General features: G+C 73.7%; 23 protein-coding genes. 11 read left to right on the forward strand and 12 right to left on the reverse strand.

Features of this window, described 5'->3' with window-relative positions; translation table 11 throughout:
* Positions 1 to 379: 379 nt before the first annotated feature.
* Positions 380 to 1444: a GlxA family transcriptional regulator gene (locus tag ACIGW4_RS18925; RefSeq protein ID WP_399581654.1), complete on the reverse strand. Its 1065-nt coding sequence runs from the start codon at positions 1442 to 1444 to the stop codon at positions 380 to 382.
* A gap of 45 nt (positions 1445 to 1489) precedes the next feature.
* Here ACIGW4_RS18925 and ACIGW4_RS18930 point away from each other — a divergent pair, with 45 nt between their 5' ends.
* Entirely contained in the window at positions 1490 to 2077 is a 588-nt protein-coding gene (locus ACIGW4_RS18930) for a cysteine hydrolase family protein (protein ID WP_399581657.1), read from the forward strand.
* Here ACIGW4_RS18930 and proC read toward each other — a convergent pair whose 3' ends face one another.
* From proC to ACIGW4_RS18955, 5 genes are all read right to left on the reverse strand, one after another.
* Positions 2078 to 2887: a pyrroline-5-carboxylate reductase gene (proC, locus tag ACIGW4_RS18935; protein ID WP_123452897.1), complete on the reverse strand. Its 810-nt coding sequence runs from the start codon at positions 2885 to 2887 to the stop codon at positions 2078 to 2080.
* Positions 2888 to 2971: 84 nt separating this feature from the next.
* Positions 2972 to 3760 carry an ABC transporter permease gene (locus ACIGW4_RS18940; RefSeq protein ID WP_398708413.1) on the reverse strand — a complete coding sequence of 263 codons (789 nt, stop codon included), beginning with the start codon at positions 3758 to 3760 and terminating at the stop codon, positions 2972 to 2974.
* Positions 3757 to 4569 carry an ABC transporter ATP-binding protein gene (locus ACIGW4_RS18945; protein ID WP_399581660.1) on the reverse strand — a complete coding sequence of 271 codons (813 nt, stop codon included), beginning with the start codon at positions 4567 to 4569 and terminating at the stop codon, positions 3757 to 3759. The genes ACIGW4_RS18940 and ACIGW4_RS18945 overlap by 4 nt, the downstream gene beginning before the upstream one ends.
* Before the next feature lie 139 nt (positions 4570 to 4708).
* Positions 4709 to 5209 carry a hypothetical protein gene (locus ACIGW4_RS18950; RefSeq protein WP_399581663.1) on the reverse strand — a complete coding sequence of 167 codons (501 nt, stop codon included), beginning with the start codon at positions 5207 to 5209 and terminating at the stop codon, positions 4709 to 4711.
* A gap of 34 nt (positions 5210 to 5243) precedes the next feature.
* A complete protein-coding gene (locus ACIGW4_RS18955) occupies positions 5244 to 5576 on the reverse strand; it encodes an SH3 domain-containing protein (protein WP_398708459.1) in 333 nt (110 codons plus the stop codon).
* 77 nt (positions 5577 to 5653) lie between these two features.
* Here ACIGW4_RS18955 and ACIGW4_RS18960 point away from each other — a divergent pair, with 77 nt between their 5' ends.
* Complete coding sequence (locus ACIGW4_RS18960; protein ID WP_399581667.1) at positions 5654 to 7819, forward strand: PQQ-binding-like beta-propeller repeat protein; 2166 nt, start codon at positions 5654 to 5656, stop codon at positions 7817 to 7819.
* Positions 7820 to 7916: 97 nt separating this feature from the next.
* On the opposite strand, the gene ilvD is transcribed toward ACIGW4_RS18960, so the two are convergent.
* The 4 genes from ilvD to ACIGW4_RS18980 all read right to left on the reverse strand — a co-directional run bounded on the left by ilvD (position 7917) and on the right by ACIGW4_RS18980 (position 12567).
* Entirely contained in the window at positions 7917 to 9770 is a 1854-nt protein-coding gene (ilvD, locus tag ACIGW4_RS18965) for a dihydroxy-acid dehydratase (RefSeq protein ID WP_399581670.1), read from the reverse strand.
* A 175-nt stretch (positions 9771 to 9945) separates the two neighbouring features.
* A complete protein-coding gene (locus ACIGW4_RS18970) occupies positions 9946 to 10557 on the reverse strand; it encodes a TetR family transcriptional regulator (protein ID WP_123452911.1) in 612 nt (203 codons plus the stop codon).
* Positions 10554 to 11411 (reverse strand): sugar phosphate isomerase/epimerase, encoded by an 858-nt coding sequence (locus ACIGW4_RS18975; protein ID WP_123452913.1) that lies wholly within the window; start codon positions 11409 to 11411, stop codon positions 10554 to 10556. Before ACIGW4_RS18975 ends, ACIGW4_RS18970 begins: the two co-directional genes overlap by 4 nt.
* A gap of 223 nt (positions 11412 to 11634) precedes the next feature.
* Positions 11635 to 12567, reverse strand: a complete 933-nt coding sequence (locus ACIGW4_RS18980; RefSeq protein WP_123452915.1) for a Ppx/GppA phosphatase family protein — start codon at positions 12565 to 12567, stop codon at positions 11635 to 11637.
* Positions 12568 to 12659: 92 nt separating this feature from the next.
* On the opposite strand from ACIGW4_RS18980, the gene ACIGW4_RS18985 reads away from it, so the two are divergent.
* Positions 12660 to 13469, forward strand: a complete 810-nt coding sequence (locus ACIGW4_RS18985; RefSeq protein WP_398708457.1) for a hypothetical protein — start codon at positions 12660 to 12662, stop codon at positions 13467 to 13469.
* On the opposite strand, the gene ACIGW4_RS18990 is transcribed toward ACIGW4_RS18985, so the two are convergent.
* Positions 13466 to 15241 carry a hypothetical protein gene (locus tag ACIGW4_RS18990; RefSeq protein ID WP_399581675.1) on the reverse strand — a complete coding sequence of 592 codons (1776 nt, stop codon included), beginning with the start codon at positions 15239 to 15241 and terminating at the stop codon, positions 13466 to 13468. The genes ACIGW4_RS18985 and ACIGW4_RS18990 overlap by 4 nt on opposite strands.
* A gap of 173 nt (positions 15242 to 15414) precedes the next feature.
* Between ACIGW4_RS18990 and radA the strand changes: the two genes are divergently transcribed.
* Positions 15415 to 16821 (forward strand): DNA repair protein RadA, encoded by a 1407-nt coding sequence (radA, locus tag ACIGW4_RS18995; RefSeq protein WP_399581678.1) that lies wholly within the window; start codon positions 15415 to 15417, stop codon positions 16819 to 16821.
* Between the two features lie 188 nt (positions 16822 to 17009).
* Complete coding sequence (gene disA, locus ACIGW4_RS19000; protein ID WP_041129817.1) at positions 17010 to 18134, forward strand: DNA integrity scanning diadenylate cyclase DisA; 1125 nt, start codon at positions 17010 to 17012, stop codon at positions 18132 to 18134.
* Between the two features lie 160 nt (positions 18135 to 18294).
* Here disA and ACIGW4_RS19005 read toward each other — a convergent pair whose 3' ends face one another.
* Positions 18295 to 19146 (reverse strand): hypothetical protein, encoded by an 852-nt coding sequence (locus ACIGW4_RS19005; protein WP_399581682.1) that lies wholly within the window; start codon positions 19144 to 19146, stop codon positions 18295 to 18297.
* 345 nt (positions 19147 to 19491) lie between these two features.
* On the opposite strand from ACIGW4_RS19005, the gene ACIGW4_RS19010 reads away from it, so the two are divergent.
* The 6 genes from ACIGW4_RS19010 to cseC all read left to right on the forward strand — a co-directional run bounded on the left by ACIGW4_RS19010 (position 19492) and on the right by cseC (position 24940).
* Positions 19492 to 20175, forward strand: a complete 684-nt coding sequence (locus ACIGW4_RS19010) for a phosphatase PAP2 family protein (RefSeq protein ID WP_399581685.1) — start codon at positions 19492 to 19494, stop codon at positions 20173 to 20175.
* Between the two features lie 33 nt (positions 20176 to 20208).
* On the forward strand, positions 20209 to 21135 hold the full coding sequence (locus tag ACIGW4_RS19015; protein ID WP_123452927.1) for an A/G-specific adenine glycosylase: 927 nt from the start codon (positions 20209 to 20211) through the stop codon (positions 21133 to 21135).
* A 203-nt stretch (positions 21136 to 21338) separates the two neighbouring features.
* Positions 21339 to 21911, forward strand: a complete 573-nt coding sequence (locus tag ACIGW4_RS19020) for a SigE family RNA polymerase sigma factor (protein ID WP_123452929.1) — start codon at positions 21339 to 21341, stop codon at positions 21909 to 21911.
* Positions 21912 to 22048: 137 nt separating this feature from the next.
* Positions 22049 to 22768, forward strand: coding sequence for a hypothetical protein (locus ACIGW4_RS19025; RefSeq protein ID WP_399582096.1), 720 nt, complete (start codon positions 22049 to 22051; stop codon positions 22766 to 22768).
* 136 nt (positions 22769 to 22904) lie between these two features.
* Entirely contained in the window at positions 22905 to 23606 is a 702-nt protein-coding gene (gene cseB, locus ACIGW4_RS19030; protein ID WP_123452933.1) for a two-component system response regulator CseB, read from the forward strand.
* A 17-nt stretch (positions 23607 to 23623) separates the two neighbouring features.
* Positions 23624 to 24940 (forward strand): two-component system sensor histidine kinase CseC, encoded by a 1317-nt coding sequence (gene cseC, locus ACIGW4_RS19035; RefSeq protein ID WP_123452935.1) that lies wholly within the window; start codon positions 23624 to 23626, stop codon positions 24938 to 24940.
* The last annotated feature ends 168 nt before the right edge of the window (positions 24941 to 25108 follow it).

Genomic DNA, 25108 nt, shown 5'->3' on the forward strand with positions numbered 1-25108 from the left:
TTGGCACGCTGTTGAGTTCTCAAGGTGCGGACGCTTCCTTCGGTCCCGTTTCCGGGCCCTCCGGGCGCTTCCTTCGTTTCCGACTCTATCAGATCCTTTCGGCGTCTGATTCCCAGTCAGCGGGATTTGCCTTTCCGGCTGTTGGGCCGTTCCGACGAGTGAGACTTTAGCGGATTCCCTGCCCCCGACGCTAATCGGGCCGCTGCGCTCAAACCTTCGAACGCGGATTCCTCATTTCGCAAAAACGCACGGAAAGCACGACGGCGCGACAAAGCGTCGTCAGCTTCAGTAGATCTTGCGGAATGGCTGTCCGGGGCCGACCGGGGTCGGTGCTCACGTCGGACAACTCGGAGAACACTACGGACCGGGGGGTTCCGTGTCAACCCTGGTCCTGGGACTCCCCTCTGCCCGGGTGACGGAAGGCGGTGCGGTAGTCCCGGGGGCTGGTGCCCAGGTGGGAGGCGAAGTGCTGGCGCATCGTGACCTCGCTGCCGAAGCCCGCGCGGCGGGCCACCTCGGGGAGGGGGTGGTCGGTCCGCTCCAGGAGCTTCTGGGCTGCCGCGACGCGCTGGGTGATGAGCCAGTGGAGGGGGGTGGTTCCCGTCGTGGCATGGAAGTGGCGGGCGAAGGAGCGGGGGGACATGCCGGCGATCGCGGCCAGGCTCGCGACGGTGTGGGGTTCGGCGAGGTGGGCCAGGGCGTGGGCGCGTACGGCGGCGAGGGCGTCGGCGTCACGGTCGGCGCGGGGGGTGGGGTGCTCGATGAACTGGGCCTGCGTCCCCGTACGGAAGGGGGCGGTGACCATGGAGCGGGCGACCGTCGCGGCGGCTTCGGCGCCGTGGGCGGTGCGGACGAGGTGGAGGCAGAGGTCGATGCCCGCGGCGGTGCCGGCCGAGGTCCAGATGCCGGTGTCCTCGACGAAGAGGGCGTCGGGTTCGACCTGGACGGCGGGGTGGAGGGCGGCCAGGGTCCCGGCCAGGTGCCAGTGGGTGACGGCGCGGCGGCCGTCGAGGAGGCCGGCGCGGGCGAGGACGAAGGCGCCGGCGCAGAGCGAGGCGACCGGGACGCCGGCGGTGTGGGCGCGGCGGAGGGCGTCGAGGACGGGGGCCGGGAGGTCGGCGTAGGGGTCCTCGATGCCGGGGACGACGACCAGGTCGGCGGGGGTGAGGTCGTCGAGCCAGGTGAGCGGGCGGTCGGGGGCGAGGGTGAGGCCGCCGCGGAGGGGGATGGGGGCGTCCGGGTCGGTGGCGGCCCTGCGGAGTTCGAAGGGCGGGACGCCGCGGAGGGTGCGGTCGCTGTCCCAGACCTCGGTGATGACGGAGACGTCGAAGGCGCGGATGCCGGGGAAGGCGACGAGGGCGATGCGCTGGGGGCGGGTCTCGGGGACCTCGGGGATCTCTGGGGTCTCTGACACGTTTGGCAGTAAAGCATCGATCGCTGGCATTCACCCCTCTGGGAGGGTGGGGCGGTCGGCGGGAGGATCGTGGTCATGGAGATCAACGAGAACGCAGCGCTGGTGGTCGTCGACGTGCAGAAGGGCTTCGAGTCCGAGTTCTGGGGTCGGCGGAACAATCCGGAGGCCGAGCGGAACATCGCGGCTCTGATCGACGCGTGGCAGGAGACGGGGCGGCCGGTCGTCTTCGTGCGGCACGACTCGAAGCAGGCGGGTTCGCCGCTGGAGCCGGGGACGGAGGGGAACGGGTTCAAGGACTTCGTCGAGGAGCGGCGGGGGAAGGGGTCCGGCCCCGAGCTGTTCGTGACGAAGTCCGTGAACTCCGCCTTCTACGGGGAGCCCGACCTGGACGCCTGGCTCAAGGGGGTCGGTGTCGGGCAGTTCGTGGTCGTGGGGATCCAGACCAACATGTGCAACGAGACCACTGCCCGGATGGGCGGGAACCTCGGGTACGACGTGCTGTTCCCGATCGATGCCATGCACACCTTCGACCTGGCCGGGCCGTTCGGGTGGACGCAGAGCGCCGAGGAGCTGACCTGGGCGACGGCGGTGTCGCTGCACGGTGGGCGCTTCGCCCGGGTCGTGAGCACGGAGGACGTGCTGAAGGGGGCCGGGGCCGCCTAGTCAGCTGTTGCCGGAGGCGAGCTCGCGGCTGCGGTCGCGGGCCGCTTCCAGGGCGGCGATCAGGGCGGCGCGCACGCCGTGGTTCTCCAGCTCGCGGATGGCGCTGATGGTGGTGCCGGCCGGCGAGGTGACGGCCTCGCGGAGCTTGACCGGGTGCTCGCCGCTGTCGCGGAGCATCACGGCGGCGCCGATGGCGGCCTGGACGATGAGGTCGTGGGCCTGGGCGCGGGGCAGGCCGAGGAGGATGCCGGCGTCGGTCATGGCCTCGACGAGGAAGTAGAAGTAGGCGGGGCCCGAGCCGGAGAGGGCGGTGGCGGCGTCCTGCTGGGACTCGGGGACGCGGAGGGTCTTGCCGACGCCGCCGAAGATCTCCTCGGTGTGGGCGAGGTGCTCGGGGGTGGCGTGGCTGCCGGCCGAGATGACGGACATGCCCTCGTCGACGAGGACGGGGGTGTTCGGCATGACGCGGACGACGGGGGTGCCGGCGGTGAGGCGGTCCTCGATGAACGAGGTGGGGATGCCGGCCGCCGCGCTGATGAGGAGGCGGTCGGCGGTGACGTGCGGGGCGAGCTCGTCGAGGAGGCGGCCCATGTCCTGCGGCTTGACGGCCAGGATGAGGGTGTCGGCGCGCTTGGCGGCCTCGGCGTTGGTGACGGTCTCGACGCCGTAGCGGGTGCGGAGCTCCTCGGCGCGTTCGGCTCGGCGGGCGGTGACCAGGAGGTTCGCGGGGCGCCAGCCGGCACGGATCATGCCGCTGAGGAGCGCTTCACCGATCTTGCCGGTGCCGAGGACTGCGACGGTCTGCGTCATGGGTCTTTCACCTCGCCGGAGGGGGTACGTGTCGTCATCCTCGCACCGGCGGGGCCGGGGGTGCGTGGGGTGTCCGAGGGGCGGTCAGGCGGTGCGGCGGCGGAGGGTGGCCGCGCCGAGGCCGAGGACCAGGACGGCGCAGCCGGCGACGACGAGGGCGTCGCGGACGAAGGCGGCGGTCATGTCGGTGTGGCGGAGGACCTCGTTCATGCCGTCGACGGCGTACGACATGGGGAGTGCGTTCGAGATCGCCTCCAGGGCGGGGGCCATGCGGTCGCGCGGGGTGAACAGGCCGCAGAGCAGGAGTTGGGGGAAGATCACGGCCGGCATGAACTGGACGGCCTGGAACTCGGACGCGGCGAAGGCGGAGACGAAGAGGCCGAGCGCGGTGCCGAGGAGGGCGTCGAGGAGCGCCACCAGGAGGAGGAGCCAGGGGGAGCCCGTGACGTCGAGGCCGAGGAGGCGGACGGCGAGGCCGGTGGCCAGGACGGACTGGAGGACGGCGACGAGTCCGAAGGCGAGGGCGTAGCCGGCGATGAGGTCGGCCTTGCCGAGGGGCATGGCGAGCAGGCGTTCCAGGGTGCCGGAGGTGCGTTCCCTGAGGGTGGCGATGGAGGTCACCAGGAACATCGTGATGAGCGGGAAGATGCCGAGGAGCGAGGCGCCGATGCCGTCGAAGGTGCCGGGGCTGCCGTCGAAGACGTAGCGGAGCAGGAAGAGCATCAGGCAGGGGACGAGGAGCATCAGGGCGATCGAGCGCGGGTCGTGGCGCAGTTGGCGCAGGACCCGGGCGGCGGTGGCGAGGGTGCGGGAGAGAGAAGGCGCGAAGCGCGGCCTCGAAAGGGTGGTGGTGGGCGACGGGTGGGCATTCACGGGCGGGGCTCCTCGGTGTGGGTGGTCCGCGCGCGGTCGCGGGCCGCCGCCGCGTCGACCAGGTGCAGGAAGGCCTCTTCGACGGTGGCCGTGTCGTTGCGGCGGCGGAGGGCCTCCGGGGTGTCCTCGGCGAGGATCTCGCCCTCGCGCATGAGGAGGAGCCGGTGGCAGCGCTCGGCCTCGTCCATGACGTGGGAGGAGACGAGGAGGGTGGTGCCCCGGTCGGCGGCGATCCGGTGGAAGAGGTCCCACAGGTCGCGGCGGAGGACGGGGTCCAGGCCGACCGTGGGCTCGTCGAGGACGAGGAGTTCCGGGGTGCCGAGGAGCGCGACGGCGAGGGAGACCCGGCTGCGCTGGCCGCCGGAGAGCCGGCCGGCGAGGACGTCGGCGTGGTCGGCGAGGTCGACGTCCTCGACGGCCCGGTCGACGGCGGTGCGGCGGTCGGTGCGGTGGGCGCGGCCGGGGAGCAGGACGGCGGCGAAGTAGTCGAGGTTCTGGCGGACGGTGAGGTCGTCGTAGACGGACGGGGCCTGGGTGACGTAGCCGATGCGGGAGCGGAGGGCGGGGTCGCCGGCGGGGCGGCCGAGGACCTGGAGGGTGCCGCCGACCTTGGCCTGGGTGCCGACGATGGCGCGCATCAGGGTGGTCTTGCCGCAGCCGGAGGGGCCGAGGAGGCCGGTCACCTGGCCGGTGGGGACGGTGAAGTCCATTCCTCGGAGGACCTGGCGGCCGGCTCGGGTGGTGGTGAGGGCTTGGGCGATGACCGCTGCGTTTTCTGCGGGGTCGGGCGACGCCGCGTAATTCATCATGTGATGAATATTGGGCGTGGGGGTGCCGGTCGTCAAGGGCCTGGACGAGGGGCCGCTCGTGGGGTGCGGGTTCAGGCGCGGAACGCGGAGGCGCCGCTGGAGGGCGCCGTCCCGTGTGCCCACACGGCGGGCGCGGGGGTTACCTGCGCTTTGGCTTCTTGCGGGTGGTGGGGTTGCCCGTGCGGGCGGCGCGGCGCTTCTCGTACTGCCGCACCGCCGTCTCGAACTCCGTGCGGTGGAGCTTCTCGCCGGGGGCCTCGAGGAGGCAGCGGGCGGCGTAGGCGAGGAGGGAGCCGATGAAGCCGATGGCCTTCAGGCTGCGGAGGGACTCCTCGCGGGCCGGGTCGGCCGGGCGGCGGAGGAAGCCCTCCCAGGTCTTGCCGAAGGCGATGGCGCTGCAGACCGCGAACATGACGACGACCAGCACGTTGACCACGCCGCCGACGTCCGCGATCCGCAGGCCCTCGTAGGCGAAGCGCAGCACGAAGCAGGCCGCGACGGCGGCGGCGAGCGCGCCGGCGGCCAGGCCGGCGCGGCGCAGCGCGTAGTGGCCGCCGTGGTCGACCCAGGTCGTGCCGAAGAAGCGGATCTCCTCCGGCTGCGGGCCGGCCTTGGCGGGGGTCTGCTCTGCGTCGCTCACAGGGTCGATTATCCCCGGGCGACGGAGGTGGGGTTCAGGCGCAGCGCGGTGCGACCAGGCCGTCGCTGCCCGTGTGGACGTACGCGTCGGAGACGTACTCGCCCGCCGCGATGTTGTCCCAGACGTTCGTCGTGCCGTACGGGCCGCTGACCCACTCGCCGTACTGCTGGCAGCGGATCGCCACCGTGGCGCCGAGCGGCAGCACCCGGACGACCGGGTACTTGGTGCTCGGGCCCGAGCGCACGTTGACCCGGTAGCCCGGTGCGACCTCGTAGCGCGTGGTCATGATGTCCTCCCCCTGTGGCGCAAAAGCGCTCCGCCGAGTTTCACTCTCCGCGACGCGCAGGCTAGCAAGCCCCACCGACATCACGGGCACCATGGACTAGGCTCCGTCGGGTCGCGCACGTGCGCGCGATGTGACGGGGACTCACACGGGGGTGGGCGATGCCACCGTTGCGCGGCACGGGTGCCGATCGGTATGCGGAGGAGCCCGAGTACGCGGGCGACTACCGCCTCCAGGCCTGTCTGGGAGCCGGTGGCATGGGCGTCGTGCACCTCGCGAGCTCCGCCTCCGGGCTGCGGCTGGCGGTCAAGGTCGTGCACGCACGGTACGCGGAGGACCCGGAGTTCAGAGCGCGTTTCCGCCAGGAGGTCACGGCCGCGCGCCGGGTCAGCGGGGCCTTCACCGCACCGGTCGTGGACGCCGACCCCGACGCCGAGCGCCCCTGGATGGCGACCCTCTACGTGCCCGGCCCCACCCTCGCCGACCAGGTGAAGCGGAACGGCCCGCTGTCCCCGGCCGAACTGCGCCGGCTCACCGCCGGGCTCGCGGAGGCGCTGCGCGACATCCACCGGGCCGGGGTCGTCCACCGCGACCTCAAGCCCAGCAACGTCCTGCTGACCGACACCGGCCCGAAGGTCATCGACTTCGGGATCTCCCGGCCGGTCGACAGCGATCTGCACACGGAGACGGGGAAGCTGATCGGGTCGCCGCCGTTCATGGCGCCCGAGCAGTTCCAGCGGCCGCGCGAGGTCGGGCCGGCGGCGGACGTGTTCGCCCTCGGGTCCGTGCTCGTGCACGCGGCGACGGGGCACGGCCCGTTCGACTCCGACAGCCCGTACATCGTGGCCTACCAGGTCGTCCACGACGAGCCGGACCTGACGGGGGTGCCGGCGGACCTGGCGCCGCTCGTCGCCCGCTGCCTCGCCAAGGATCCCGTCGAGCGGCCGACGCCGGCCCAGATCATGCGGGCGCTGCTGCCCCCCTCGTACGCGGCCGAGGCCTTCATACCGGCGCAGCGGCGGCGGCCCGCCCTGCCCGAGGGCGAGACCGGCCCCTCGCCCGCGTGGGACGCGGACACTCCGGTGCGGGCCCCCGCGCCGGCCCCGCCCCCGCGCGGCCCGCGCGTCCGGATCCGGCCGCGTCCGACGATCGCCGTCGCGGCCGCGCTCGCGCTGACCGCGGCGGGGGTGTACGCGGCGCTCAGCCGGCCGGCGGACCGCGGGCCGGAGACCCCGACGAGCCCCGCCGAAGTGGCGACCTCGTTCACCGGCTGGCACACCACGCTCCAGGAGGACGGCCCGACGGCCGCGCCCGCCTGTGGGCACGACGGGGGCGCGCTGTACTGCGCGGCCCGGGGCGTCGGCCTCGCCCGGCTCGACCCGGTCACCGGGCGCGTCCTGTGGTCGCGGACCGGACCCGTCGGGCAGGACGGCCCCGACGTCCCCGTGGCCCTGGTGGACGGCCTGATCGGAGCCGCCGCCCCCACCGGGCCGCTGAAGGCGTACGCGGCCGGGGACGGCTCCCCCGGCTGGAGCGCCGCCGGGAGCCTTCCCGAGTCGTACCGGCCGGCCGGCTCCTCCGTCGTCCTGTCCGACGGCGTCGGCGGCATCCGGGCGATCGACGCCCGCAGCGGCAAGGAGCTGTGGCGGCACGGCCTGCCCGGTTTCGAGATCCCGCGCCCGGGACCGTACGACGCGTCCTCCGGGCTGCTCACCGTCTCCGATGTCTCGCCCGACGGGTCGCGCACCCGGGTCGGCGCGATCCGTCCGGCCACCGGTGAGGTGGTCTGGCAGCGGGAACTGGACGGCGACCTCGAACCCCTGGGCCGTACCGGCGACGGCGCCCTGGTCCTCGCCTCGTTCTACGACACCGGCCTGGCCGACGCCGTCGTCCTGGTGGGTTCCGGCGACGGCGGCCGGGGGGCGGTGCGCAGGCTCGCCCTGCCGCACCGGATCGACCTCCAGGGCGTCGCCGTGCGCGGCGGCGTCGTCCATCTGCTCGCCGTGGACGGGCACCTCACGGCCTTCGACACCGCCGCGGAGAAGGGTCGGACGCTGTGGGACCTGGAGACGGCCGCCGGGAACGTGTCCTCGCCGGTCCTCGGACCGGGCGACCGGCTGTACTTCTCCGTCCAGGACGGACGGCTGCTCGCCGTCGACACCGCGCGCGGCGCTCTGATCGGCCAGACCCGGCCGCGGCTGCGGAACGGCCGCCTCGGGTACGCGACCCGGGTGCCCGCGCCCGTCGTCGCCGGGGACCGGGTGTTCGGGACCGCGCCGGACGGCTCCGTGTTCGCCGTGGACGCGCGCGATCCGGCCGCCTGGTGAGCGGCTGAGGCGTACGTACGAGGAAGGGGAGCGGGCCCGGAGCCCGCTCCCCTTCCTCGTACCGCTCGCTCGTACCGCTCCCGTGCTCCCGCCGGGGTCAGCCCAGCTTCGTCACGTCCCGGACCGCGCCCTTGTCGGCGCTCGTCGCCATCGCCGCGTACGCCCGCAGCGCCGCCGACACCTTGCGCTGCCGGTTCTTCGGCGCGTACACGCCGCCGAGGGCCTCGCGGCGGGCCGCGAGGGTGGACTCGTCGACGAGCAGCTCGATCGAGCGGTTCGGGATGTCGATGCGGATGCGGTCGCCGTCCTCGACGAGGGCGATCGTGCCGCCCGAGGCCGCCTCCGGGGAGGCGTGGCCGATGGAGAGGCCCGAGGTGCCGCCGGAGAAGCGGCCGTCGGTGACCAGGGCGCACGCCTTGCCCAGGCCGCGGCCCTTCAGGTACGAGGTGGGGTAGAGCATCTCCTGCATGCCGGGGCCGCCCTTGGGGCCCTCGTAACGGATGACGACGACGTCGCCCTCCTTGACCTGCTTGAGGAGGATCTTCTCGACGGCCTCCTCCTGCGACTCGCAGACGACGGCCGGGCCCTCGAAGGTCCAGATCGACTCGTCGACGCCGGCGGTCTTCACGACGCAGCCGTCGACGGCGAGGTTGCCGTGCAGGACGGCGAGGCCGCCGTCCTTGGAGTAGGCGTGCGCGGCGTCGCGGATGCAGCCGCCGGCCGCGTCCACGTCGAGGGCCTCCCAGCGCTCGGACTGGGAGAAGGCGGTCGCGGAGCGGACGCAGCCGGGGGCCGCGTGGAACAGCTCGGTGGCCTCGTCGGACGGGGAGCCGCCGCGCACGTCCCAGGTCTCCAGCCACTCCTTGATGGAGGCGGAGTGGACGGCGTGCACGTCCTCGTTGAGCAGGCCGGCGCGGTACAGCTCGCCGAGGATGGCCGGGATGCCGCCGGCCCGGTGCACGTCCTCCATGTAGTACGTGCGGTCCTTGGCGACGTTCGGGGCGACCTTCGCCAGGCAGGGCACCCGGCGCGAGACCTCGTCCATGTCCGGCAGGCCGTAGTCGACCTCGGCCTCCTGGGCGGCGGCGAGCAGGTGCAGGATCGTGTTGGTCGAACCGCCCATGGCGATGTCGAGGGCCATGGCGTTCTCGAAGGCGGCGCGGGTCGCGATCGAGCGCGGCAGGACGGAGGCGTCGTCCTCGTCGTAGTAGCGACGGGTGATGTCGACGACCGTGCGGGCCGCGTCCTCGTACAGCCCCTTGCGGGCGGTGTGGGTGGCGAGCAGCGAGCCGTTGCCGGGGAGGGAGAGGCCGATGGCCTCGGTCAGGCAGTTCATCGAGTTGGCGGTGAACATACCGGAACAGGACCCGCAGGTCGGACAGGCGTTCTCCTCGATCCGGAGCATGTCCTCGTCCGAGATCTTCGGGTTCACGGCGTCGGACATCGCGTCGACCAGGTCGAGCGTGCGGACCGTGCCGTCGACCAGGACCGCGCGGCCGGCCTCCATCGGACCGCCGGAGACGAAGACCGTCGGGATGTTGAGGCGCAGGGCGGCCATCAGCATGCCGGGGGTGATCTTGTCGCAGTTGGAGATGCAGATGAGGGCGTCGGCGCAGTGCGCCTCGACCATGTACTCCACGCTGTCCGCGATCAGGTCGCGGGAGGGCAGGCTGTAGAGCATGCCGCCGTGGCCCATGGCGATGCCGTCGTCGACGGCGATCGTGTTGAACTCGCGGGCGATGCCGCCGGCGGCGGTGATGGCCTCGGAGACGATCCGGCCGACCGGCTGGAGGTGGGTGTGGCCGGGGACGAACTCGGTGAAGGAGTTGGCCACGGCGATGATCGGCTTCCGGCCGATGTCCGCGCCGGGTACACCGGAGGCGCGCATAAGGGCGCGTGCGCCCGCCATGTTGCGGCCGTGGGTGACAGTGCGGGACCTCAGCTCGGGCATCGTCGCTCGCTCCTCGTGATGGGTGTGCTTGCTTTCGAGCGTACGCCGATGCTCCAAGATCTGGACAGGACGTCCGGAATGCGGGACGGGTGTTCAGCTCTCGGACGCCTCGGTCGGGTCCGGTCGGGCTTCCTCGGGCCGCCACCGGGCTTCCCGACGCCGCCGTCGGGCTTCCTCAGGCTTCCGTCAGGTAGCGCTGGAGCGTCGGGGCCACCTGCTCCACGATCCGCTCCGGGTCCACCGAGGCCAGCGGCTCCACCTGGATCACATACCGCATGATCACGATCCCGATCATGTGCGAGGCGGCCAGCTCCGCGCGGAAGCCCGGGTCCGGCACGTCCAGCTCGGCCGCGATCCGCTCCAGGAGCCGGCGCAGCACGAAGGTCCGCAGCACCTTGGCCGCCGCCTCGTGGGTGAGCGCGGAGCGGACGATCGCGAGGAGCGGGGCGCGGGAGGCCGGGTTCTCCCAGACGCCGATGAAGAACCGTGCGAGCCGTTCGCCGATGGCCTCGCGCGGGCCGCCGAGGATCGCCGGGACGACGGCCGTGGGCTCGAAGGAGACCTCGATCGCGGCGGCGAAGACCTCGTCCTTCGTGCCGAAGTAGTGGTGCACGAGCGCCGGGTCCACCCCGGCCGCCTTGGCGATGCCGCGCACCGAGGCCTTGTCGTAGCCGCGCTCGGCGAACTGGGCGCGGGCCGCTTCGAGGATGCGTTCGCGCGCGCCCGGTCCGCTCTCCTCCTCGGTACGGGACGGGCGGCCGCGCCGGCGCGGGGCCGGGTCGGTCATGGGCGGGGGGCCCGCTCGGTCGGGCGGGGCCCCTCAGCGGAGCGGGTGGCCGCGGAGGCCAGGTGGAGGCGGGTGAAGGCCAGGGCCTCCGCGAGGTCGGCCTCGCGTTCGGCGGCGGACATCGCCCGGCGGGTGTTGACCTCGATGACGACGTGCCCGTCGAAGCCGGAGAGCGCGAGCCGCTCCAGGAGCTCGGCGCAGGGCTGGGTGCCGCGCCCCGGGACGAGGTGCTCGTCCTTGGCGGACCCCTTGCCGTCGGCGAGGTGGACGTGCCCGAGCCGGTCGCCCATGCGGTCGATCATCGCGAGGGCGTCGGTGCGGGCGGTCGCGGTGTGCGAGAGGTCGACGGTGAAGTGCCGGTAGTCGTCCTTCGTGACGTCCCACTCGGGGGCGTACGCCAGCATCTCGCGGTCCTTGTACCGCCACGGGTACATGTTCTCGACGGCGAAGCGCACGTCCGTCTCGTCCGCCATCCGCCAGATGCCGGTCACGAAGTCCTTGGCGTACTGGCGCTGCCAGCGGAACGGCGGGTGCACGACGACCGTCGTCGCGCCGAGCCGCTCGGCCGCCGCCTGGGCGCGCTGGAGCTTGACCCACGGGTCGGTGGACCAGACGCGCTGGGTGATGAGCAGGCAGGGGGCGTGCACGGCCAGGATCGGGACCTGGTGGTAGTCGGAGAGCCGGCGCAGTGCCTCGATGTCCTGGCTGACGGGGTCGGTCCACACCATGACCTCGACGCCGTCGTACCCGAGGCGCGCGGCGATCTCGAAGGCCGTCGCCGTCGACTCCGGATAGACCGAGGCCGTCGACAGGGCGACCTTCGCATCCGGGATGCGCACCACTGGTTCTGCCACGGGGACAGGGTACGGGGCGGGCCGGGGGGCCGGGGGGTGGTTCCGGTCACGCCCGGCTGCCGGGCGGCACGGGCGACTGTCGGACGTCACGGGCGACTGCTCGGACGTCACGGGCGACTGCCGGGCAGTACGGGCGACTGCTCGGACGTCACGGACGACTGCCGGGCGGCACGACCGGCTCGTGGGCGGCGCGGCCGCCCGGTCCGCGCCCCCGGCCGGTCCCTCAGTGCTCCGGCAGGTGGTCCAGGCGGCGCAGGATGACGCCCTCGCGCAGGGCCCAGGGGCAGATCTCCAGTTCCTCGACGCCGAGGAGGTCCATCGCGCCCTCCGCGACGAGCGCGCCCGCCAGGACCTGTCCGGCGCGGCCCTCCGAGACGCCGGGGAGGGCGGCGCGCTCGGGAACGGTCATGGCGGCCAGGCGCGGGACCCACTCCTCCAGGGACTTGCGGGTCAGGATCCGCTGGACGTAGAGGCCTTCGCTCGAACCGGGCGCGCCCGCGATCCTGGCGAGCTGCTTGAACGTCTTGGAGGTGGCGACGACGTGGTCGGGCTTGCCGAAGCGGCTGAACTCGCCGACCGTCCGGGCGATCTGCGCGCGCACGTGGCGGCGCAGCGCCTTCACGTCGGCGGTGTCGGCCGGGTCGCCGGGCAGCCAGCCCGCCGTGAGGCGGCCGGCGCCGAGGGGCAGGGAGACCGCCGTGTCCGGGTCCTCGTCGATGCCGTACGCGACTTCGAGGGAGCCGCCGCCGATGTCGAGGAGGAGCAGTTTGCCCGCGGACCAGCCGAACCAGCGGCGGGCGGCGAGGAAGGTGAGCCGGGCCTCCTCCTCGCCGGTGAGGACCTGGAGGTCGACGCCGGTCTCGTCCTTCACGCGCGCGAGGACCGCGTCGGCGTTGCTGGCCTCGCGGACCGCGGAGGTCGCGAAGGGCAGCACCTCCTCGCAGCCCTTGTCCTCGGCGGCCAGGAGCGCGTCCCGCACGGTCGCGATGAGCCGCTCGACGCCGTCGGGCGCGATCGCGCCCCGCTCGTCGAGCAGCTCGGCGAGCCGCAGCTCCGCCTTGTGCGAGTGGGCGGGCAGCGGCCGGGCGCCGGGGTGGGCGTCCACCACGAGCAGGTGCACTGTGTTCGAACCGACGTCGAGGACTCCGAGTCTCATGGGCGGAACGCTACTGCTCCGGCCCGCATACGCTTGGAGTTGTGCCAAAGACGAAGAAGGCGAAGCCGGACAAAGAGAACGACGGCTCGCGCGTGAAGGACGCCAGGAGCGCGCACGCGGCGAAGGCCGTGAAGAAGCGGGACAAGCGGGCCGAGCCCGACGAGAAGGGGCTCGACTTCGCGCGCGCGTGGGTCGAGTTTCCCGATCCGACCGACGAGGAGCAGGTCTTCCGCTGCGACCTGACCTGGCTGACCTCGCGCTGGACGTGCATCTTCGGCAACGGCTGCCAGGGCATCCAGGAGGGGCGCGCCGACGACGGCTGCTGCACCCTGGGCGCGCACTTCTCCGACGAGGACGACGAGAAGCGGGTCGCGGAGCACGTGGCGCGCCTCACGCCGGAGCTGTGGCAGTTCCACGACGTCGGCACGGAGTCGGGCTGGGTACAGCTCGACGAGGACGGCGACCGGCAGACCCGCCGCTGGGAGGGGTCCTGCATCTTCCAGAACCGGCCCGGTTTCGCGGGCGGCGCGGGCTGCTCGCTGCACATCCTGGCGATGAAGGAGGGCCGGGAGCCGCTGGAGACGAAGCCGGACGTGTGCTGGCAGCTGCCGGTGCGGCGGACGTACGACTGGATCGACCGTCCCGACGACAGCCGGGTGCTCCAGGTGTCGATCGGCGAGTACGACCGGCGCGGCTGGGGGCCGGGCGGCCACGACCTGCACTGGTACTGCACGACGGCGTCGTCGGCGCACGTCGGCGCCGAGCCGGTCTACGTCTCGTACCGGCCCGAGCTGGTCGAGATGATGGGCGAGGAGGCGTACGAGGTCCTGGCCGGGCTGTGCGAGGCCCGGCTCGCCTCGCAGCTGCCGCTGGTGGCCCCGCACCCGGCGGACCCCTCCTAGGAGGAGGACGGAGGCGGTTCCTCCGGTGACGACGGGGGCGTGCCCGGGTCCGAGTCCGTGGGCGAGGGCTCCCCGGTCGTCGGGGGCGGGGTGGTCGGTTCCGTCGTGGGTTCCGTGGTGGGCGGCGGGGTCGTGGGCTCGGTCGTCGGGGGCGGCGTCGTCGGCTCCGTCGTGGGCGGGGTGGTCGGTTCCGTCGTGGGCGGAGACGTCGGCGGGGTGGTCGGCCGCGTCGTCGTGACCGGCGGGGGCGTGATCACCCGGCCGGTCGGGGGTTTGGCCGGGCCGTGGCCGTCGATCCTGATCACCGCGCCCGAGGGGTTCACCCCCACGCGCCCGCTCCAGGCGCCGGCGGGCGCGCGGCCGTGGTCGACGCGGACGGTGATCGTGATCTTCTCGCCGGGGCGGAGCGTGCCGGAGGCCTGGTTCACGTACAGCCAGGGGGCGTCCGTCCACAGCGACCAGTCGACGGGCGAGCCGCCGGCGGCGGTGAGGGTGAGCAGGGTGACGTCGCCGTGGCCGGTGGCGGTGACCGCGATCCAGCCGGCGGCGGGTTCGCCGGGCCGGGTGGGCTCGGTGGGGGCGCCGGGGCTGACGACCTCGACGGAGACGTCGGGGGCGCGGCTGCCCTGGGTGAAGCTCGGCTCCGGGGTGGTGCGGGCGTTGCCCGCGTTCTCGTACCGGTCGTAGGGGCCGCCGTCCCGGCCGGCCGGTTCGTCCGCCTCGCGGGCGCTGATCCTGGCCCCGTCGTGCCCGGCGTCCGTGTCGGGGGTGCCGCGGTAGGAGGTCCACAGGGCGAGGACGGGGGCGGCGACCACGGCGGCGACGACCGTGGTGGTCACCGCGCGGGCCCGCATCCGGTCGCGGCGGGCGACGTGGTCCTTCGGGTCCATGGGGAAGCCGGTCGGCGCGAAGCGCGGGGCGCCCGCACGCGCGCGCGGGACGTGCAGCATCGCCATGTACGCGGCGGCCCGGGGCGCCTCGACGAGCGGCAGCCGGTCCGCCGGGAGGGCGGTGGCACCGGGCCAGGGGCCGGTGGCGCCGACGCGCTCGGCGGCGCGGCGGCAGCGGGGGCAGTCGTCGACGTGCCGGACGAGTTCGGCGCGCAGGGCGGCCGAGAGGAGCACCCGGTGGTCGCCGGTGAGCCGGGCGACGGTGGGGCAGCTGCCGGTCTCGACGACGGCGAGGGCGGCGCGGGTGCGCTCGACCTCGCAGCCGGCGGTGGCGAGGAGCTCGCGGGCGGCGAGCGGGTCGAGGGAGAGCACGGCGGCGACCTGGCGGTGGCTGAGCCCGTGCCGCACGGCGAGCTCCAGCGCCTCGCGCTGCTCCGGTGTGGTGCCCGCGGCCTCGGGCCAGGCGAGCCGGGCGAGATCGGCTCGGCGCCGCTCGGCGGTCTCCTCGGAGACCCGGGGCGGCTCGGGGGCGGTGACGGCCGGACGGCCGGTGTGGGCGCCCTGGCGCCTGCCGCGCTGCTCGCCGAGGCTGCGCAGGCAGGCCCAGCGGGCGAGGGCGTACAGCCAGGCGGTGCGGCCGTCCTCGTCGGAGGGGCAGCGGCCGTGGTGGCGCTCGGCGACGGCGAGGACCTCGCCGAGGACGGCGGTGGCCGTGTCGTGGTCGCAGAGCACGGAGAGGCAGTACGTGAAGAGGCCGTCGAGGGCGGCCTCGTAACGGGCGGGGGGACGCCGGCCGAGCGTGCGCGGTCCCTGGCCCGTGGCGCGGTGCGCCCGGTGTGCGCCGGTGGTGCGTGCGGGGGGATCCAGCCTGCTGCTCGTCACTGGGCGACCGTAGGCAGGGCGGCGGGCACTCTTCGTACCGGTCGCTCGATTCTCATTCTTACGGGTGAAGACATCGCTCGAAAGGGGACAGGAAGCAGGTGTTCCGGTGCCGTGGGACTCCCCCTGTGGACGGCCGGGGCCCGTTGTCGGTGGTGGCGGATACGGTGGGGCTCATGGCTGCCCGTACGAAAACCGCCAAGGACCGGCCGTCCTACCGCTGCACCGAGTGCGGCTGGCAGACGGCCAAGTGGCTCGGCCGCTGCCCCGAGTGCCAGGCCTGGGGGACGGTCGAGGAGTACGGCGCGCCCGCCGTCCGGACGACCGCCGCCGGCCGGGTCTCCACCGCCGCCCTCCCCATCGGACAGGTCGACGGCCGGCAGGCGACCGCCCGCTCGACCGGCGTCGACGAGCTGGACCGGGTCCTCGGCGGGGGCCTGGTGCCCGGCGCCGTCGTGCTGCTCGCGGGCGAGCCGGGCGTCGGCAAGTCCACGCTGCTGCTCGACGTGGCGGCCAAGGCGGCGAGCGACGAGCACCGCACGCTGTACGTCACGGGCGAGGAGTCCGCGAGCCAGGTCCGGCTGCGCGCCGACCGGATCAACGCGATCGACGACCATCTGTACCTGGCGGCCGAGACCGATCTGTCGGCCGTCCTCGGGCACCTCGACGCGGTGAAGCCCTCCCTGCTGATCCTGGACTCGGTGCAGACCGTCGCCTCGCCCGAGATCGACGGCGCGCCCGGCGGCATGGCCCAGGTCCGCGAGGTCGCGGGGGCCCTCATCCGGGCCTCCAAGGAGCGCGGGATGTCGACGCTCCTCGTCGGTCACGTCACCAAGGAGGGGGCCATCGCGGGCCCCCGGCTCCTGGAGCACCTGGTCGACGTCGTCCTCAGCTTCGAGGGCGACCGGCACGCGCGCCTGCGCCTGGTCCGGGGCGTGAAGAACCGGTACGGGGCGACCGACGAGGTCGGCTGCTTCGAGCTGCACGACGAGGGCATCACGGGTCTTGCCGACCCCTCCGGGCTCTTCCTGACCCGGCGTGACGTGGCCGTGCCCGGGACCTGTCTGACGGTCACCCTGGAGGGCAAGCGGCCGCTGGTCGCCGAGGTGCAGGCGCTGACGGTCGACTCGCAGATCCCGTCGCCGCGGCGGACGACCTCGGGTCTGGAGACCTCCCGGGTCTCGATGATGCTGGCGGTCCTGGAGCAGCGCGGCCGGATCAGCGCGCTGGGCAAGCGGGACATCTACAGCGCGACCGTCGGCGGCGTGAAGCTCACCGAGCCCGCGGCCGACCTGGCGATCGCCCTGGCGCTGGCCTCCGCGGCGAGCGACACCCCGCTCCCGAAGAACCTGGTGGCGATCGGCGAGGTCGGGCTCGCGGGCGAGGTGCGGCGGGTGACGGGCGTCCAGCGGCGGCTCGCCGAGGCGCACCGCCTGGGCTTCACCCACGCGCTGGTGCCGGGGGACCCGGGGAAGGTGCCGGCCGGCATGAACGTGACGGAGGTGGCGGACGTGGGGGACGCGCTGCGGGTGCTGCCGCGGAGCCGACGGAGCAAGGGCGCGCAGGAGGTGCCGGGCGACTGATCGGAGCCGGCCCCGGGGGCGCCGTACCGGTCCGGGGAGTCCTCCCGGCGGGGGTGTGCCCGCCCTCCCCCGGACCCCTTCCGGGGGGACCCCCGCGCCTCGGCGGAACGTGTGCCCACAACCGGGCCGGGGCGGTGTCGCTAGACTTTGCCCTGGTCTCGCCCATCCGTACGAGCCGGAGGAGTGCAGTGGCAGCCAAGGACGGGGCAGCAGCTCCTGGAAAGTCCGGCGCGGGCTCCGGCAACGAAGCGCTGATGCGCGCCGCCCTGAGCGCGGTCGCGCCGGGCACCGCGCTGCGCGACGGCCTGGAGCGGATCCTCCGGGGGAACACGGGCGGTCTCATCGTCCTGGGCCTGGACAAGACGGTCGACTCGATGTGCACCGGCGGTTTCGAGCTGGACGTCGAGTTCACCGCCACGCGCCTGCGCGAGCTGTGCAAGCTCGACGGCGCGCTCGTCCTCGACAAGGACATCACCAAGATCCACCGCGCGGGCGTGCAGCTCGTCCCGGACGCCTCCATCCCCACCGAGGAGACGGGCACCCGCCACCGCACCGCGGACCGGGTCTCCAAGCAGTGCAAGTTCCCGGTCGTCTCCGTCTCGCAGTCGATGCGTCTGATCGCGCTGTACGTGGACGGTGAGCGCCGGGTCCTGGAGGAGTCGGCCGCGATCCTGTCCCGCGCCAACCAGGCGCTCGCGACCCTGGAGCGGTACAAGCTGCGGCTCGACGAGGTGGCCGGCACGCTCTCCGCCCTGGAGATCGAGGACCTGGTCACGGTCCGGGACGTCACCGCCGTCGCGCAGCGCCTGGAGATGGTCCGCCGGATCGCCACCGAGATCGCCGAGTACGTGGTGGAGCTCGGCACCGACGGGCGGCTCCTCTCGCTCCAGCTCGACGAGCTGATCGCGGGCGTGGAGCCGGAGCGCGAGCTGGTGATCAGGGACTACGTGCCGGAGCCGACGGCGAAGCGCTCGCGGACGGTCGCCGAGGCGCTCACCGAGCTGGACGCGCTCACCCACACCGAGCTCCTGGAGCTTCCGGTCGTGGCGCGGGCCCTCGGCTACAGCGGCTCGCCCGAGACCCTCGACTCCGCGGTCTCGCCGCGCGGCTACCGGCTCCTGGCGAAGGTGCCGCGACTGCCCGGCGCGATCATCGAGCGTCTGGTGGAGCACTTCGGCGGGCTGCAGAAGCTGCTCGCGGCGAGCGTGGACGACCTCCAGACCGTCGACGGCGTCGGCGAGGCGCGTGCCCGCAGCGTCCGCGAGGGACTGTCGCGGCTCGCGGAGTCCTCGATCCTGGAGCGGTACGTCTAGGACGTACCGCTCGGAGCACGCAAGGCCCGGCCCGTACGGAAGGCGCGACTCGGCCCGTACGGGGACACTCGTCTCGGCCCGTACGGGGACGCGCGACTCGATACCAAGAGGACGCTCGGCCCGGCCCGTACGGACCGCTCGTCCGTCCGTACCTCTCGGCTCAGTCCTTCGCGAGCCGGAACGACGCCGCGAGCACCTTCGTGCCCGGGAACTCCGCCTCCACCAGGTAGGTGCCGGGGCCGGCCTGGCCCGGCGGGGTGGTGGCGCACTGCGAGGTGCTGCGACGCCGGTCCCAGTCCACGGTGTGGGTGATGGTGGCGTGCGGGGGGACGCGGAGCAGGAGCGGGGTGCCGGGGCGCGGGCAGTCGGCGCTGGACCAGACCTCCTGGTCCCGGTCGTCACTGATCGTCAGAACCGCGTGGCGGGGCCCGAAGTCGGCCTTGCAGGCGGTGTTCGAGGTGTTCTTCACGACGAGTTGGAAGCGGGGCTTCTCCCCCGCCTCGTAGGTGACCTTGGTGGAGCGCAGGGTCAAGTCCAGCGCCGTGACGGGGCAGTTGGGGAGCGGGGAGTCGGCCGGGACCTGCTGGCCCGCGCCGGTGCCCGCGCCCCCGTCGCCGCCGGCGCCGTCGGTGTCGCCGTTCTTTCCGGTGCCCGTGGCACCCGTCGCGTCCCCGGCGCCGGAGGTCGTGCCGGCGTCGGTTCCCGCGTCGGTGCCGCCGTCCGTATCGGAGCCCGCCGAACCGCCGTTGTCGCCGGAGTCGCCCGACTCGTCGCGTCCGCCCGGCTGTTGGCTGATCGCCGTGCCGGTGCCGGAAGGTCCGGGAGTGATCGAAGGAGGGGTCGGCGACGAGCCGTTGGCGGCGTCGTTGGGCTTCTTCCCACCGCCGTCACCGGAGGTGAAGGCCCACACGGCGAGGAGCGCGAGCAGCGCCACCAGGCACGCCGCCACCGCCCTCCGTCGCCAGTAGATGGTGGAGGGAAGCGGCCCGACCGGATTGCGCAAAGATCCCACGCCCCGAACCTTACGAGAGATCCGGCCCAACTCCCGCCCCACCCGCCGCCCGAGAGCCCAAGTTTTGCCGATGATCACATCCGTCGGTCCGGGGAACTTTTCCCGCACTCCCGGAGGAACCCTGCCGGAACCTCGACGGAACCCGGCCGGAGTCCCGACGGAAACCTGCCGGGACCCTGACCGAACCGTGCCGGGACCCCGAGGAAGCCCTGTCCGCGCCCCTGCCGGAACCGACGGAAAACGGAGGGAACCAGCGCCGATCACCGCCCCCCCACTTTCGTCAGGGGTCGTTCTGGACGTTGGCCCGGGGCGGCGAGCTCCGGATTCCGGTTAGCGTCGTGCACCATGAACACCCTTCTCGACCTCTCCGACCGTCTCTATCTCGACGTCGCCGACTTCGCCCACTCCACGCCCCACTGGTTCCAGTGGCTCGCCGAGGTGTGGACGGAGCTCGGGCTGCTGCTCTTCGCCGTGCTCTTCCTCGTCGGCTGGTGGCGCTCCCGGGAGGGGTCGAGCCGAGCGATGGCGCTCGCGCTGCTCGCCCCGGTCGCCACCGGCTTCGGCTACGTGGTGAGCGAGGCCCTGAAGTCGCTGATCGACGAGGAACGCCCGTGCCGCGCGGTCGCCGGCGCGCCCGTCTCGCTCGTCGCCTGCCCGCCGCACGGCGACTGGTCCTTCCCGAGCAACCACTCGGCCATCGCGGGCGCCGCCGCGATCGCCCTCGCCCTGTCCTGGCGCGGGATCGTCTGGCTGACCGTGCCGATGGCGCTGCTCATGGCCTTCTCCCGGGTCTTCGTCGGGGTCCACTACCCGCACGACGTGACCGTCGGCCTGATCGCCGGCGCCCTGGTCGCCCTCGTCGTGATGCGGGCGGCGGAGCGGCCCGTGCGGTCGCTGGTGGAGACGGCCCGGTCGAGCCGGAGCTCGGCCGTGGTGTGGTGCGCGGGGCGCGGGACGCACGCGCACGCCTCCGCGCACGCGCCCGCGCACTCCGGGCGTCGCTCTCGCGCACGCCACGGCGCGTACTGATCCCGCCGGGGACGTGCCAGGATCGGAGGTGCCATGACTTCCATCGACACTCCCCCCACGTCCACGGCCCCCGTCGCCCCGGCGCTCCCCGCCGAGCTGCACGGGCCCGTCCTCGCCTGGTTCGACCGCCACGCCCGCGACCTGCCCTGGCGCCGCCCCGAGGCCGGTGCCTGGGGCGTCATGGTCAGCGAGTTCATGCTCCAGCAGACCCCGGTCGTCCGGGTCCTGCCGGTGTACGAGCAGTGGCTGGCGCGCTGGCCGCGCCCGGCCGACCTGGCCGCCGAGGCCCCCGGCGAGGCGGTCCGCGCCTGGGGCCGGCTCGGCTACCCGCGCCGGGCGCTGCGGCTGCACGCGGCGGCCGTCGCCATAACGGAACGGCACCAGGGCGACGTGCCCCGCGACCACGGGCAGCTGCTCGCGCTGCCCGGGATCGGCGAGTACACGGCGGCGGCGGTGGCCTCCTTCGCGTACGGGCAGCGGCATCCGGTCCTGGACACCAACGTGCGCCGGGTCTTCGCGCGGGCGGCGACCGGCGTCCAGTACCCGCCGAACGCGACCACGGCCGCCGAGCGGCGGCTCGCCCGGGCGCTGCTGCCGGACGACGAGACGACGGCCGCCCGCTGGGCGGCCGCCTCCATGGAGCTGGGCGCCCTGGTGTGCACGGCGAAGAACGAGGACTGCGGGCGCTGCCCGATCGCCGAACGGTGCGCCTGGCGGCTCTCCGGGAAGCCGGCGCACGACGGCCCGCCGCGGCGCGGCCAGACGTACGCCGGGACCGACCGTCAGGTGCGCGGCCGGCTCCTCGCGGTGCTGCGGGAGTCGACGGAGCCGGTGACGCAGGCGGCCCTGGACGCGGTCTGGGACGAGCCGGTGCAGCGGGGCAGGGCCCTGGACGGGCTGGTCGCGGACGGCCTCGTGGAGCCGCTGGAGGGCGACCGGTACCGGCTCCCGCTGTCCTGAGGCGCCCTCCGGCCCCTCCGAGGCCCCGCTCCCCATGGAGCGGGGCCTCAAACCTCTTCCGCCCCCGCTGTTACACAACCGATGGGTAGCCGTGCGTCGACCGACGGCTGCCCCGCACAGCCCCGTGACAACCGCTCCGTAGCGTCGTCCACGACACGAGGACAGGTCACGGGGACAGGTCACGGGGATCGGAGGCGGTTGGGATGCGGCAGGGCGAAGTGCTCGACTTCGAGGAGTACGTACGCACGCGGCAGGACGCGCTGCTGCGCAGTGCCCGACGGCTCGTCGCCGACCCCGTCGACGCCCAGGACCTGCTCCAGACGGCTCTGGCCCGTACGTACGGCCGCTGGGACGGCATCGCCGACAAGTCCCTCGCCGACGCCTACCTGCGCCGGGTGATGATCAACACCCGGACCGAGTGGTGGCGCTCCCGCAAGCTGGAGGAGGTGCCGACCGAGCAGCTGCCGGACGCGAGCGTCGAGGACCCGACCGAGCAGCACGCCGACCGCGCCCTCCTCATGGACGTCCTGAAGGTGCTCGCGCCGAAGCAGCGCAGCGTCGTCGTCCTGCGTCACTGGGAGCAGATGAGCACGGAGGAGACGGCGGCGGCGCTCGGCATGTCGACGGGTACGGTGAAGTCGACGCTCCACCGCGCGCTCGCCCGGCTCCGCCAGGAGCTGGAGAGCCGTGACCTCGACGCCCGTGCCCTGGGGCGGGCCGGGGAGCGGACGACCGTACGAGGCGACGAAGGGGGGCGGAAGCGGTGCGCGGCCTAGACGGCGGACCCGACGGCGACGGCAGAGGCCACGAGGACGAGGAGCCCGAGGCCCGCCTCGGAGGCCCCACGGGCCCGAGCGGCTCCGGTGGCCCCGATGGCCCCGGTGGCCGTCGCAGTGGCTTCGGCTCCAGCGACATCGACGGCGACCGCAGCTCCGGCTTCGGCTTCGGCGGCGACGACCGGTGCGCGACCGGGCGGCGCCGCCCGCGCCGTACCGTCAAGGCGGCGAGCGTCACGGCGACGGCCGGGCTCGTCGCCGTCGGGCTGTCCCTGGCCGCCTGCTCCACCGGCGGCACCGGCTCCCGCGACGAGGGCGCGGCCCGCACCGACGAGATCGCCGCCGCGGCACCCACCCCCTCCGCCCCCGGCACCGCCGGCCTGCAGTACGCCGAGCGGGTGGATCCGATCGCGCTCCTGAAGGCCGACCCGAAGATCGGCCAGCGGCTCAAGAGCGATCTGAAGCCGTGCGTGGCCGACGCGTACCCCGTGGACGCCTCCTACGGCGACCTCACGAACGCCTCCGCCCCCGACGTCGTCGTCAACGTGATGACCTGCGGCGACGCCGTCGGCATCGGCACGTACGTGTACCGCAAGCAGAGCGACCGGTACGAGAACGTGTTCATGGCCGAGGACGCGGCGGTCTACGCCACGATCGACCGGGGCGACCTCGTCGTCACCAAGCAGGTGTACGCGAAGGGCGACCCGGTGGCGTACCCCTCGGGCGAGGACGTGATCACCTACCGCTGGTCGGGAAACAGGTTCACCCAGCACGACTGGGTGCACAACGAGTACAGCAGGGCCGTCGGCGACGGCGACGGCGCGGAGCCCGCGCCGAGCGCGTCCCCCGCCGACTGAACCCCGGATCGTTTCCCGGACCGTTCCCCGTCCCGCCCCGGACCGCACCGGACAGCCCCTGCCCACCGCCGACCACCCCTGACCGCCGCCGACCGCCGCCGCCGAGAGAACGCACAGACCCCGAAGGGCACGCACGATGGCCGAAACCCATGTCCTGTTCGTCGAGGACGACGACGTCATCCGTGAGGCCACCCAGCTCGCCCTGGAGCGGGACGGCTTCCGGGTGACCGCCATGCCCGACGGGCTCTCCGGCCTGGACGCCTTCCGGGCGCAGCGGCCCGACATCGCGCTCCTCGACGTGATGCTGCCGGGGATGGACGGGGTCAGCCTCTGCCGCCGCATCCGCGACGAGTCGACCGTGCCCGTGATCATGCTCTCGGCGCGCGCCGACTCGATCGACGTCGTGCTCGGTCTGGAGGCGGGCGCCGACGACTACGTGACCAAGCCCTTCGACGGCTCGGTGCTCATGGCCCGCATCCGGGCCGTGCTCCGCCGCTTCGGGCACGCCGGCGGCGCCGGGGCGGGCGAGCGGGAGGACGCGCCGGACGGCGGCGGGCTCCTCGTCTTCGGCGAGCTGGAGGTCGACACCGAGGGCATGGAGGTCCGCAGGGGCGGGGCGCCGGTGGCGCTGACCCCGACCGAGATGCGGCTGCTCCTGGAGTTCTCGTCGGCGCCGGGCACCGTGCTGTCCCGGGACAAGCTCCTGGAGCGGGTCTGGGACTACGGCTGGGGCGGTGACACCCGGGTCGTGGACGTCCACGTGCAGCGGCTGCGCGCCAAGATCGGCCAGGACCGGATCGAGACCGTGCGCGGCTTCGGCTACAAGCTCAAGAGCTAGGGCCCGTACCGGTGCGTGTGAAGCTGCTGCCCCTGCGGACCGGGGTCCGCTGGAAGATCGCCGTGGCCATCGCGGCGGTCGGCGCCCTCATCGCGGTCACCCTGAGCATCGTCGTGCACAACGCCGCCCGGATCTCGATGCTCGACAACGCGCGCGAGGTGCAGATGGAGCGGCTGCTCTTCGCCCAGCGGATGTACGAGACGTCGAAGCCGAAGGAGCCCCGCTTCGGCACGAAGATCAACGACCCGGCGCTGCCGGAGCAGCTGGACCAGCTGATGCGGGACAAGCGGCGCGGGACGTACGTGCAGGAGCACCGGCACGGCGGGCCGCCGGACGTGTGGGCGGCCGTGCCGCTCGCCAACGGCGACGTGCTGTCGCTGCACATCCCCTTCGCCGACCGCAGCGCGACGATCATGAACGATCTGGACCGGGCCCTCGTGATCGGCTCGGTGTCGGTGGTCTTCGGCGGCTGCGCGCTCGGCGTGCTCATCGGCGGCGGGCTCTCGCGGCGGCTGCGGAAGGCCGCCGTGGCGGCCGGCCGGGTGGCCCAGGGGAACACGGACGTACGGGTGCGGGACGCGGTCGGCGGGGTCGTACGGGACGAGACCGACGACCTGGCCTGGGCCGTCGACGCCCTGACCGACGCCCTGAACGAGCGGATCGAGGCCGAGCGCCGGGTCACCGCCGACATCGCGCACGAGCTGCGCACCCCCGTGACCGGGCTGCTCACGGCGGCCGAGCTGCTGCCGCCGGGGCGTCCGACCGAGCTCGTACGGGACCGGGCGCAGGCCATGCGGACGCTGGTCGAGGACGTCCTGGAGGTGGCCCGGCTCGACAGCGCGTCGGAGCGGGCCGAGCTCCAGGAGATCGCGCTCGGCGAGTTCGTGGAGCGGCGGGTGCGGGCCCTGGACCCGGAGGTCGTCGTCCGGGTCGTGCACGAGTCCTGGGTGAACACCGACCCGCGCCGTCTGGAGCGGGTCCTGGGCAATCTCCTCGCCAACGCGGCCAAGCACGGCAAGCCGCCGGTGGAGGTCACCGTCGAGGGCCGGGTGGTCCGGGTCCGCGACCACGGTCCGGGCTTCCCCGAGGCGCTCCTCAAGGAGGGCCCGAGCCGTTTCCGTACGGGGACGAGCGACCGCGCGGGCCAGGGCCACGGCCTGGGCCTGACGATCGCGGCGGGCCAGGCCCGGGTCCTCGGCGCCCGGCTGACCTTCCGGAACGTGGCCTCGGAGGGGTCCGCGGAGGGGGTGGGCGGTGCCATCGCGGTGCTGTGGCTGCCGGACCACGCGCCGACGAACACGGGCAGCTTCCCGGTGCTGCGGTCGGCGGAGTAGGGGTACGGGGGGGGGGGGGGGGGGGGGGGGGGGGGGGGGGCCCCCCCCCCCCCCCCCCACCCCGGCGCGCCCCCGGTCGTGGACGGGTGGTGACGCCATGGCTCCGGGCGATCACGGATCCGTACGTTCTCGGTAGGCGCCCATCCCTCGCGCAAGACCCACAGAAAC

The sequence above is a fragment of the Streptomyces sp. NPDC053513 genome (assembly GCF_044544765.1).
In the GTDB taxonomy this organism is placed as follows: domain Bacteria; phylum Actinomycetota; class Actinomycetes; order Streptomycetales; family Streptomycetaceae; genus Streptomyces; species Streptomyces litmocidini.